Origin of the sequence: Aeromicrobium sp. REDSEA-S32_B7, from assembly GCF_001626145.1 — a bacterium.
Taxonomy (GTDB): Bacteria; Actinomycetota; Actinomycetes; order Propionibacteriales; family Nocardioidaceae; genus Aeromicrobium; species Aeromicrobium erythreum.
This window is the reverse complement of sequence record NZ_LUNF01000146.1, coordinates 1-10,489: the sequence shown is the minus strand read 5'-3', so window position 1 is coordinate 10,489 and position 10,489 is coordinate 1. Positions and strand designations below refer to the sequence as shown.

Annotated in this window: 9 protein-coding genes, 1 tRNA gene, 1 other RNA gene and 2 pseudogenes; 5 read left to right on the top strand and 8 right to left on the bottom strand. The window is 73.5% G+C overall.

Features of this window, described 5'->3' with window-relative positions; translation table 11 throughout:
* The 4 genes and pseudogenes from A6Q79_RS10305 to A6Q79_RS10290 all read left to right on the top strand — a co-directional run.
* On the top strand, positions 1-1,370 hold a 1,370-nt coding region (locus tag A6Q79_RS10305), incomplete at its 5' end, for a threonine/serine exporter family protein (RefSeq protein WP_317698098.1).
* A 102-nt stretch (positions 1,371-1,472) separates the two neighbouring features.
* Positions 1,473-2,072: pseudogene (locus A6Q79_RS10300) on the top strand (acyl-CoA dehydrogenase family protein); the annotation flags it as partial.
* Positions 2,073-2,193: 121 nt separating this feature from the next.
* Positions 2,194-2,529 (top strand): acyl-CoA dehydrogenase family protein, encoded by a 336-nt coding sequence (locus A6Q79_RS10295; protein ID WP_317698100.1) that lies wholly within the window; start codon positions 2,194-2,196, stop codon positions 2,527-2,529.
* Positions 2,530-2,536: 7 nt separating this feature from the next.
* A complete protein-coding gene (locus A6Q79_RS10290; RefSeq protein ID WP_286689480.1) occupies positions 2,537-3,652 on the top strand; it encodes an acyl-CoA dehydrogenase family protein in 1,116 nt (371 codons plus the stop codon).
* Positions 3,653-3,816: 164 nt separating this feature from the next.
* On the opposite strand, the gene ffs is transcribed toward A6Q79_RS10290, so the two are convergent.
* Positions 3,817-3,907, bottom strand: an RNA gene (gene ffs / locus A6Q79_RS10285) — signal recognition particle sRNA small type.
* 65 nt (positions 3,908-3,972) lie between these two features.
* Between ffs and A6Q79_RS10280 the strand changes: the two genes are divergently transcribed.
* A tRNA-Ser gene (locus tag A6Q79_RS10280) sits at positions 3,973-4,057 on the top strand.
* Positions 4,058-4,516: 459 nt separating this feature from the next.
* On the opposite strand, the gene A6Q79_RS10275 is transcribed toward A6Q79_RS10280, so the two are convergent.
* The 7 genes and pseudogenes from A6Q79_RS10275 to A6Q79_RS10245 all read right to left on the bottom strand — a co-directional run bounded on the left by A6Q79_RS10275 (position 4,517) and on the right by A6Q79_RS10245 (position 10,430).
* Positions 4,517-4,867 (bottom strand): Lsr2 family protein, encoded by a 351-nt coding sequence (locus A6Q79_RS10275; protein WP_286689479.1) that lies wholly within the window; start codon positions 4,865-4,867, stop codon positions 4,517-4,519.
* Between the two features lie 94 nt (positions 4,868-4,961).
* Positions 4,962-5,717 (bottom strand): 2-phosphosulfolactate phosphatase, encoded by a 756-nt coding sequence (locus tag A6Q79_RS10270; protein WP_289017339.1) that lies wholly within the window; start codon positions 5,715-5,717, stop codon positions 4,962-4,964.
* A 34-nt stretch (positions 5,718-5,751) separates the two neighbouring features.
* Positions 5,752-6,405 carry a hypothetical protein gene (locus A6Q79_RS10265; RefSeq protein ID WP_286689477.1) on the bottom strand — a complete coding sequence of 218 codons (654 nt, stop codon included), beginning with the start codon at positions 6,403-6,405 and terminating at the stop codon, positions 5,752-5,754.
* 29 nt (positions 6,406-6,434) lie between these two features.
* Complete coding sequence (locus tag A6Q79_RS10260) at positions 6,435-7,241, bottom strand: ECF transporter S component (protein ID WP_286689476.1); 807 nt, start codon at positions 7,239-7,241, stop codon at positions 6,435-6,437.
* Positions 7,238-8,678: pseudogene (locus A6Q79_RS10255) on the bottom strand (ABC transporter ATP-binding protein). Before A6Q79_RS10255 ends, A6Q79_RS10260 begins: the two are co-directional and overlap by 4 nt.
* Positions 8,662-9,615, bottom strand: coding sequence for an energy-coupling factor transporter transmembrane component T (locus A6Q79_RS10250; protein ID WP_317698092.1), 954 nt, complete (start codon positions 9,613-9,615; stop codon positions 8,662-8,664). Before A6Q79_RS10250 ends, A6Q79_RS10255 begins: the two are co-directional and overlap by 17 nt.
* Positions 9,616-9,923: 308 nt before the next feature.
* A complete protein-coding gene (locus tag A6Q79_RS10245; protein WP_317698090.1) occupies positions 9,924-10,430 on the bottom strand; it encodes a hypothetical protein in 507 nt (168 codons plus the stop codon).
* Positions 10,431-10,489: the final 59 nt, after the last annotated feature.

Genomic DNA, 10,489 nt, shown 5'->3' with positions numbered 1-10,489 from the left:
CGCCGACGCCGTGGCCGCCACGACGTCGCCGCGCCGCACCCGTCACCATGGTGCCCGTGAGCGACACCAAGGACGTGCAGCGCACGCTCGACCTCGCCCTGAGGATCGGGGAGCTGCTGCTGTCGAACGGGGCCGGCGCGGCCGACGTGACCGCCACCATGGCGTCGGTGACGCACCACCTCGGGCTGCGGCACACGCTCGTCGACGTCACGTTCACGTCGCTGACCCTCAGCCACCAGGAGAGCGTCGACGACACGCCCATCGTCATGCGGCGGCACGTGACGCACCGCGAGGTCGACTACGCCGACCTGACGGCGGTCGACCTGCTGGTCCGGGCACTCCTCGCCGGCGAGATCGACCGTGACGAGGCGGCCTCGTCGGTGCTGAGGATCGCCTCGACCGGCCACCCGCGCCCCCGCTGGGCGATCACCGCCAGCTGGGGCGTGACCGGCGCCGGGATCGCGCTGCTGCTGGGCGGCACCTGGATCGTGCTCGCGGTGGCCGCGGTCGCGGGATCGGTCATCGAGGTCGTGCAGCGCCGGATCGAGCGACTGCGGCTGCCGTTCTTCTACTCCCAGGTCGCCGGCGCACTCGTCGGCACGCTCATCGCCGTGGCCGTCGCCGCGTCGCCGGCCCCCGTCGACCCGTCGGTCGTGGTCACGGCGGCGATCGTCATGCTGCTGGCCGGTCTGGGCTTCATCGGCGCGATCCAGGACGCCCTGACCGGGTTCACCATCACGGCCAACGCGCGTCTCATGGAGGTGATGATCGCGACCGTCGGCATCATCGTCGGTGTCTCCGCGGGCCTGCACGTGGGCGGGTGGCTCGGGCTCGACCTGAGCATCGACCCGGGCGCCTCCGGCCTGGGGCAGCTGCCGGGTGTGATGCTGGGCGCGGGCGTCACCGCCGGGGCGTTCGCGGTGTCGGCCTACTCCCCGAAGCGCATCGTGACGCCGATCGCCCTGCTGGCGGCGCTGACGTCCGGGGCCTTCCTGCTGGTGACGCAGTCCGACGTCGGCCGGCCGGGCGCCGCGGGAGTCGCGGCGTTCACGATCGGCTTCCTCGGCTACTACATGGCGCGCAACTTCCGCGTGCCGCCGCTCGTGGTGGTGGTCTCCTGCATCGTCCCGCTGCTGCCCGGTCTGTCGATCTACCGGGCGCTCTCGCTCCTCGCGGGCGAGGACATCAGCGGGCTGCTGCCGATGATCACGGCGGCGGGCATCGCCATCGCCCTCGCGTCCGGCGTGCTGCTCGGGCAGTACGTCGCGCAGCCGCTCGGCCACGAGGCCCGCCGACTGGAGCGTCGCCTGGCCGGTCCCCGTCTGGTCGGACCCCTCCGCGCCCGCACCGGACGCGGTCGCCGCGGCTGACCCCGACCCGTTCACCGGGCCGACGTCGTGGGGCCCTGGCAGGCTGACGGGGCAGGGCGTATCGTGCTGACTAAGCAAGCGCTTACTGACCGGAGAGTTGCCATGAAGCTTCGCCTGTCCGAGGAGGACGCCGCGTTCCGCGAGGAGATGCGCACGTTCTTCACCACCCAGGTCCCGCAGTCCATCCGCGACACCGTCGCGGCCCGCCGTGAGCTGACGAAGGACCAGATCGTCGAGACGCAGCAGATCCTGAACGCTGCCGGGCTCGCCGTGCCGAACTGGCCCGTCGAGTGGGGCGGCAAGGACTGGACCCCGCTGCAGCGCCACATCTGGCACGAGGAGATGCAGCTCGCCAGCGTGCCCGCGCCGCTCGCGTTCAACGCCTCCATGGTCGGCCCGGTCATCGCCGCGTTCGGCTCGCAGGAGGTCAAGGAGCGCTTCCTCCCGGCGACCGCGAACCTCGACATCTGGTGGTCGCAGGGCTTCTCCGAGCCCGACGCCGGCTCCGACCTCGCGTCGCTGCGCACCGTCGCCCGCCGCGAGGGCGACGAGTACGTCGTCAACGGCCAGAAGACGTGGACCACGCTCGGCCAGTACGGCGACTGGATCTTCACGCTCGTGCGCACCGACCCCGAGGCGCCGAAGAGGCAGCAGGGCATCTCCTTCCTGCTGATCGACATGACCTCCCCGGGTCTGACGGTGCGCCCCATCGAGCTCATCGACGGCGGCCACGAGGTCAACGAGGTCTTCTTCGAGGACGTCCGCGTCCCGGCCGAGAACCTCGTCGGCGAGGAGAACCGCGGACCGCATCGCCGGCGACCCGGTGCTCGCCACGCGCGTCGCCGGTCTCGAGAACGAGCTGCTCGCGCTCGAGCTGACGGCGCTGCGCGTCGTCGCGCACTCGGCCGACGGGAAGCCGCACCCGGCCTCGTCGGTGCTGAAGCTGCGCGGCACGGAGCTGCAGCAGGCCGTCACCGAGCTGTACGTCGACCTGGCCGGGCCGCTCTCGCTCGCGTCGGGCGCCAGCGACGGCTCCGGCGTGCCGGACTGGGCCCGCGTCAGCACCCCGCAGTACCTCAACTACCGGAAGGCGTCGATCTACGGCGGCTCCAACGAGGTGCAGCGTCAGATCATCGCCAAGACCATCCTGGGACTGTGAGGCAGCCATGGACTTCACCCTCGACTCCGAGCAGACCGCGCTGCGCGACGCCGTCCGCGGCCTGCTGAGCAAGAGCTACGACTCGACGGAGACCCGTCGCGAGATCACCAAGACCGACCCGGGCTTCTCCGAGGACGTGTGGCGCCAGCTGGCCGAGGTCGGCGCGCTGGGCCTGCCGTTCGCCGAGGAGGACGGTGGCTTCGGCGCCGGACCGGTGGAGGTCTCGATCGTCGCCGAGGAGATCGGACGCGTGCTCGCGCCCGAGCCGTACCTCGAGACGATCCTGGCCGCGGGCCTGGTCGCCGACCTCGGCTCGCCCGAGCAGCGGTCCGACGTGATCGGCCGCGTCGCCGAGGGAGCGCTCGTGCTCTCCTTCGCCCACCACGACATCGCCGACGCGGTCGTCGCGACGCAGTCCGGTGACGCCTGGACGCTGTCCGGCGTCAAGGAGCCGGTGCTGCACGGCGTCCGCGCCGACCTGCTGGTCGTCACGGCCCGCACCGACGCCGGCGTCGGCGTGTTCCTCGTCGACCCGTCGACCGACGGCGTGGAGCGCACCGGCTACCGCACGCACGACGGTGGTCGCGCGGCGCGCGTGGCGTTCGACGGTGCCGCGGCCACGCCGCTCGGCGACCCGTCGGCCGACGCGGCCGACGCGGTGGCCCTCGCGGTCGCGCGCGGCCAGGTCGCGCTCGGCCACGAGGCGGTCGGCGCGATCGACGTCGCCCTGCGCATCACGACCGAGTACCTCAAGACGCGCAAGCAGTTCGGCGTCACGCTGAACACGTTCCAGGCGCTGACCTTCCGGGCCGCCGACCTGTACGTGTCGGCGGAGCTGGTCCGCAGCACGGTCACGTGGGCGACGCTGGTGCTGCAGGACGAGCCCGAGCGAGCCGTCGAGGCGGCGTCGCGCGCGAAGCTGCAGGTCTCGCGCGCCGGCCGGCACATCGGCCAGGAGGCGATCCAGCTGCACGGCGGCATCGGCATGACCGCCGAGTACTCGGTGGGCCACTACACGAGCCGGCTCACCGCGATCGACCACACCCTCGGCGACGGCTCGGAGCACCTGGCGCGCCTCGCGTCGACGGTGACCGACCACGGCGTCGTCGACCCGATCGGCTGATCTGCACCCACTCCCGACGCCCCCGGCCGCACAGCGGTCGGGGGCGTCGTGGTGCGGGCCGTGGCGACGGATCTGTCTGCGTTCGCTTGGCCATCGCTACGTGAACGCAGAGACATCGGTCCGACGGATGACCCAGGCGCCGGCCGACGACGGTCGCGGACGTGAAGGACCCCTCGCGCACCCGCCAGAGCCCACTGACCCTTGCTGCCTTCCGGCCCTGGGGGAGTTGGGTGAGATAGCGCCACGCGAGGGGCTGCGCCCAGCATACGGGGGCGCACCCGGTGCGTTCCACGCGGGATGCGACCGGTACGCTCGTCCGCGGAGGATTCGCATAGTGGCCTAGTGCGCTCGCTTGGAAAGCGGGTTGAGTGAAAGCTCTCAGGGGTTCGAATCCCCTATCCTCCGCGTCGAACGAAGCCCCTCGGCTCACCAGAGCCCGGGGGCTTCGTCATGCCCGATGGCGCCGAGGGGCTTCGATCGACATCAAGGGTTGCGGATTCGAGGAGGAGCGAGCGCCAGCGAGGGACGGAGTCCCCTATCCTCCGCAGAGGTCAAGAACCCCTCGGCATCTCGATGTCGAGGGGTTCTTCCGTTCGCGTGCCACGCCGAGGGGTTCTTGACCTCTGATCCGGGCTAGCGGATTCGGGGAGGAGGGAGCGCCAGCGACCGACGGAGCCCCCGATCCTCCGCCACGTGCCACGGCCCCCAGCGCTCGTTGCGGGGGGCCGTGGTGCGTTGTCGAGCATGGCGCAGCGCCACGTCGATCGGCCGACGGCCTGAGAGCCCGACGACGCCGCCCGACGCGAACGCGGCCGGGTCGGGCTCCTCGAGGAGCCCGACCCGGCCGCGTGGTCGTGGCGACGGTCAGTGCGCGGACTGGTAGGCCTCGATGAGCGAGGAGGGGACGCGGCCGCGGGCGGGGACGTCGAGTCCCTGCTCCTGCGCCCACTCGCGCACGGCCTTCGCGTCGACCGACGACGCGGACGACGAGGACGACGAACGGCGCGAGGAGCTGCTGCGGCCGGAGGCGCGACCGGCGCGGCGACCGACGGCGACGTAGGGCGCCACGGCGTCGGCGAAGGTCTGCCGCTCGGCCTCGGTGAGGTCGACCTCGTAGCCGACCCCGTCGAAGGTGAAGGCCACGGTGGGCGACGGGGTGTCGATCTCGTCACCGCTCAGGTCGGAGTAGAACTTTTCCACGGTCTTTTTTGCCATAGGCGCAGATTATCGCGCCCGCAGCGAAAGTCGCGACACCGGGCGGAGGCTTTATGGACGAAAGTCAGAAATAACGTCCAAGTCCTTTTCGACTTTATGGCGCTGGGACGAATCCACGGTCGCTGAGCACGGGGACGACGCTGCTCGACCCCACCTGCGCGGCGACGTCGACGTCGGCCTCCCAGCCCGCCGCCACCAGCTCGAGACCGCTCGCGCACGCGTGCAGGTGCGACGACTCCCGCTCCCGCACGAGCCGGTAGGCGTCGGCGGCCAGGGCGGCCTCGGGCGACAGGCCGGGCCAGTCGAAGTCCTCGAGCGCGGCGAGCACCGCGCCGGCACCCCAGAGGTCCTCGACGGCCGGCCGCAACGTCCCGTCGGGCCACCGCTCGCCGGCGGCGACCACCGCCACGACCGTGTCGTCGGCGTCGTGCTCCCGCGCGATCCAGGAGGCGACGGCCGCGGCGTTGCGCAGGCTCGCCCCGACCACGGTCGTCGCCGCCGACGCCAGGGCGTGCGCGACCGCCGACCCGTTCGGCGACGGCAGCACGAGCCGGGGCGGCAGGTCGACCTCCAGCAGACGCGCGGGCGACAGCGTGGGCTCGTCGGGCGCGGCGCTCGAGCGCCCGCCGGCCAGCACGGCGCCGGTCTGGGCGGCCACCGCGGCGGCGTCCGGTCGACCTGCCGGGTACGGCACCACCACGGCGCCGCGCTCGACGGCCACCCCGAGGGCGGTGGTGAAGGACAGCACGTCGACGACGACCGCGACGTCGGCGCCCTCGCCCACGGCGAGACCGCCGGTGGGTCCCCAGTCGAACCGGACCGTGTGGTCGCCCTGGCGCGTCGCCGTCATGGCACCAGTGTGCCGACCCGACGGTGGCGCCCGGTCACGGCCGGCGCCGCCGGGCGACGACGACGATGCCGACCACGACGGCGAGGAGGACGAGGGCCAGCGCGACCGTCACCGCGGTCTCGGCGCCCGAGGGACGCAGCGCGTCGTGCTCCTCGACCTCCGCCGCGCGCGGTGTCCGCTCCCGTGTCTCGGCGGTCGGCCGGGTCTGCACCGGCACGTCCTCGCCGTCGGCCAGCAGCTGGTAGCGCAGGGCCACGAACTGCCCCGGCTGCACGCGCTGCTCGCGCAGCCCGGTCTGCGCGAACGTCCAGTCGCCTCCCTCGTCGGCGAGCAGGAAGGCCCAGTAGCCCGACCCGGACAGCGACGCTCCGCACCGCTCCTCGTCGGGCCCGGGCCGGCCGTCGACCCGGCACAGGAAGGGCGTCGACCCGCTGGTCTCCACCAGGTCGTGCCCGGCCGCGACCAACGCGTCCTGCGCGACGGCGTCGGCGGCCAGGCCGGTCGCGCAGCGCACGTCGGGCCCACCACCGAGCGAGGCCGGCTCGACGACGACCACGACGTCCTCGGCGGTGCACGCAGCGGTCGAGCCGGAGTCGGTGCTGGCGGAGGCCGAGGCCGGAGCGCCTGGGGCGAGGAGGCCGCCGAGCAGCACGGCGAGCACCAGGACGGGGCGGGACGACAAGCGCATGCCCACCATCCTCGCCGACCCACGGACCCTCACCGGCCGGCGACCTCGACGGCCGGCTGTCCGTAGCGGGCGCGGCGTGCCGCACGGCGCAGCGTCGTCAGCACAGGAGGCCCGAGGATCCCCACGAGCAGGGCGTTGGTGATCGCCCGTCCCGTGTCCCAGCCCCACGTCGACGTGAGCAGGTTGTAGAGCAGGAAGCGGTGCAGGTTCTCCCCCACCGGGTCGCCGGGCACGAGCTGCAGCGTCCGGTCGGACCCGGGCACGGCGATCCCCAGCTGGAACGGCCACGACGACAGGTTCATCAGCATGCCGAACGCATAGGCGACGACCACCGCGTAGACGACGAGCATCGCGATCTCCGCGCGGCCCGTCACACGTCGCGGGAGCAGCCCCGCGCCCAGGCCGATCCAGGCCGCGCACATCATCTGGAAGGGCAGCCAGGGCCCCACGCCCGACGTCAGCAGCGCCGACGCGAACAGCGACGTGCACCCGAGGACGTACCCGAACCCGGGGCCGAAGACCCGGCCGGCGAGGACGAGCACGAAGAAGACGGTCTCGATGCCGGCGGTGCCGGCTCCGAGCGGGCGCAGTGCCGCGTTGACGGCGGTCAGCACGCCCAGCATCGCCAGCGCCTTGGCGTCCATGCCGCCCTCGGTCAGCTCGGCGACGACGACCAGCACGACGATCGGCAGCAGCGCCATGAAGATGAACGGCTGGTCGACGCGGGTCGCCCCTGCTTCCGGCTGCACGAACAGCGGCCACAGGAACATGACGAGCCCCGCGAGCGACGCGACCCCGAGCACGAGCGCCGAGCGGGGCGTGAGCCGCGACGTCACGAGGTCGCTCCCGCCACGTCGGCGACCGTGAGCCAGCCGGGGCCGAGCACCTTGGCCGTCTGCGGTGCGAACGCCGGGGACTCCGCCAGCACCTTGCCGACGTCGCCGGCCGACACGACCTCGCCCTCGGCCATCACCACGACGGCGTCGGCGACGAGCGCCACGAACTCCACGTCGTGGGTCGACACCACCACGCCTCGGCCCTCGGCCGCCTGCGCGTGCAGGATGTCGGCGAGCTGGGTCTTGGCCGAGTAGTCGAGTCCGCGGGTCGGCTCGTCGAGCAGCAGCAGCCGCGGAGCCGCGGGGAGCACGATCGCCAGGACGAGCGACAGCCGCTGGCCCTCGCTCAGGTCGCGCGGGTGCTGGTCGCCGTCGATCCCGGGGGCCAGCCGGTCGAGCAGCGCGCGGCACCGCCCGTCGGCCCCGTCGGTGTGCGCGTCGGCCGCGGCGCACTCCTCGTCGACGCTCTCCAGGTAGAGCAGGTCCGACGCGGTCTGCGGCACGAGACCGACCTGCGCCCGGGCCGCTGCCGGGGCGAGTCCGGCGGGGTCGAGCGCCTCCGCCCCCACCGCGACCCGCCCGGCGGACCGCTTGACCCCGCCCTGCAGCGCCCACAGCAGCGACGACTTGCCCGAGCCGTTGCGTCCCATGAGCGCCACGACCTCGCCGGCCCTCACGGTCAGGTCGACGGCGTCGACCGCGCGGTGGCGGCGGTAGTCGACGCACACGCCGTCGGCCCGCAGCACCGGTGCCCCCACGGGACGTCGTGGGCCCCGCACGGGTGCGGGAGTGCTCGACCACGACGAGCCGGTCCGCGAACGGCACCACGCGCTCCATCCGGTGCTCCGCGACCACCACGCCGAGCCCGACGTCGGCCACGAGTCGAGCCACCGTCGCCAGGACGTCCTCGGCCGCGGTCGGGTCGAGCGCCGACGTCGGCTCGTCGAGCACGAGCATCCGCGGGTGCATCGTGAGGACCGCGCCGATCGCGACCCGCTGCTGCTGGCCGCCCGACAGCGTCCGCAACGACCGGCGGCGCAGGTCGGCGATGCCGAGCAGGTCGAGCGTCTCCTCGACGCGCCGACGCATGGTCTGCGGGTCGAGGCCGAGCTGCTCCATGCCGTACGCCAGCTCGTCCTCGACGACGTCGCTGACGAAGCCCGCCGCCGGGTCCTGCGGCACGTACCCCACGAGGTGGGCGAGCTCGCGGGGCGGCGTGCCGATGATCGAGGCGCCGTCGACGAGCACGTCGCCCTCGAGCAGACCACCGCTGAAGTGCGGGACCAGCCCGTTGAACAGACCGAGCAGCGTCGACTTGCCCGACCCGGTGCGACCGCACACCAGGTGCAGCTCGCCGTCGGGCAGCACGAGGTCGACGTCCTTGAGCGTCGGCCCAGCGTCGTCGTAGGAGAAGGTCACGTCACGCAGCTCGAGCACGGGGCACCTCCCCCTCGTCGTGGTCGCTCGGGTCGTCGTCGGTCGGGTCGTGGCTGGACGGGCCCGCGACGTCGGTCGAGGGCGGTGGCGTCAGGAAGGCGGGCAGCACGCCCACGAGCACGACGAGCAGCACCGGCAGGCTGACCGTGGGCCATGATCCCAGGTCGGGCACGACGACGTACGGGTCGAGGTCGAAGGCGCGGTCGACGCCCACCGCGACGACGACGCCGCACAGCGCGGTCAGCACCTCCGCCGGACGCCAGCGGTCGGGGCGGTAGCGGGTGCGGCGCACGCGACGACCGGCCGAGCGCAGCGCCGCGGCGGCGAGCAACAGCCCCAGGACGAGGACCGGTCCGGCGAGCACACGGGGTGCGGTCCCGTCGAGGTAGGCGTAGGCGCCGACGCAGAGGGCGCCGAGCCCGCCGAGCATGAGCCCGCCCGTGACGAGCCGCTGCGCCCGTGTCGCACCGCCCGTGCGGCCGTAGCCGCGTGCGTCCATGCCGGCGGCGAGCGTCATGGACCGTTCCAGGGCGTCCTCCAGCACGGGCACGACCACGCGCCGCAGCGACCGGACGCCCCGGCTCGCGTCGCCCCGCAGCCGGCGCGCCCGACGCACGCGCTGCACGCTCTCCGCGAGCTGCGGGAACACCGACAGCGAGACCACCACAGCGGTACCGACCTCGTAGAACGCGGGCGGCACCGCGGCGAGCAGCCGTCGGGGGTTGGCCAGGGAGTTGGCGGCACCGACGCACAGGATGATCGCGCCGAGCCGCATGCCGTCGTAGAGGGCGCCGAGCAGCGACCCCGCCGTCACGTCGCCGAGCAGCTGGATGCCGCGCGCGACGTCGGGGAGCGGGATCTCGGGCAGGTGGAGCAGGACCGTCTCGCCCTCGACGGCGCCACCGCCCAGCACGATCCGGTAGAGCACCCGCAGCACGACGACGAACAGCGCGAAGTAGACGTAGAACCTGTGTATAAGAGACAGACGACCGCCAGCACGAACGGGTTGAGCGTGAACGAGGCCGCCGCGGCAAGACCGAGCGCCCAGAGCCACCAGGCTCCGGGGTGCAGGTCGCGCGCCGGGGAGGTCAGGAGCGGTCGTCCCTCCGCCGCCGGGCGACGACGCCGGCCGCGCCCAGCAGGGCGAGGACGACGCCGACGGCCACGAGCGTCCCGACGGGTGCACCCGAGCCGGCGTGGGCCGACGTGGCTCGGGTCTCGTCGCCGATCCCTGCGCTCGCAGCGTCACTCGACGACGGCGTCGCCGAGGGGGCCGTCCGTCGCGCGCGCTCGTCGTCGCGCGCACGCTGGTTGCGCGCGGCTCGCCTGGCCCTGCCAGCTCCACGCGACCCAGCCGCCCCGCGGGACGTCGAGTCCGTCGACCCCGATCTGCGCGTAGCTCCACGACCCGTTGCCGGTGGACACCCAGAGCGACCAGTACGCGTCGGCGGGCGACGCCTGCACGCAGCCGGCGTCGGCGGGCAGCGCGTTGACCCGGCAGACGAAGCCCCGCTCGCGAGCGGCTCGCTGCATCGAGACACCGGCCGCGGTGAAGGCGGCGGACGCCTTGCTGCCCGAGCCCGGGACGCAGGTGGTGCTCACGCCGCCGCCGAGCTGGTGGGGGTCGACCACGACGGTCACCCCGTCGCCCTGCGCGCAGGCCGCAGCCTGCGCCGGCGCCTGCACGACGACCGCGCCGGTCGCCACCCCGAGCAGGGTGGCGACCAGCGCGGCCAGGAGCCGTCGGGTCATCGGACCACCGTGAGCGTGGCCGTGCTCTGGCGCGTGTCGGTGAGACCACGGACGAACAC

Coding starts and splice junctions, on each gene's coding strand:
- A6Q79_RS10265 (WP_286689477.1), bottom strand. CDS start 6,405: ATGCGCTTGTCGTCCCGCCCCGTCCTGGTGCTCGCCGTGCTGCTCGGC.
- A6Q79_RS10245 (WP_317698090.1), bottom strand. CDS start 10,430: ATGACCCGACGGCTCCTGGCCGCGCTGGTCGCCACCCTGCTCGGGGTG.
- A6Q79_RS10270 (WP_289017339.1), bottom strand. CDS start 5,717: ATGACGGCGACGCGCCAGGGCGACCACACGGTCCGGTTCGACTGGGGA.
- A6Q79_RS10275 (WP_286689479.1), bottom strand. CDS start 4,867: ATGGCAAAAAAGACCGTGGAAAAGTTCTACTCCGACCTGAGCGGTGAC.
- A6Q79_RS10290 (WP_286689480.1), top strand. CDS start 2,537: ATGGACTTCACCCTCGACTCCGAGCAGACCGCGCTGCGCGACGCCGTC.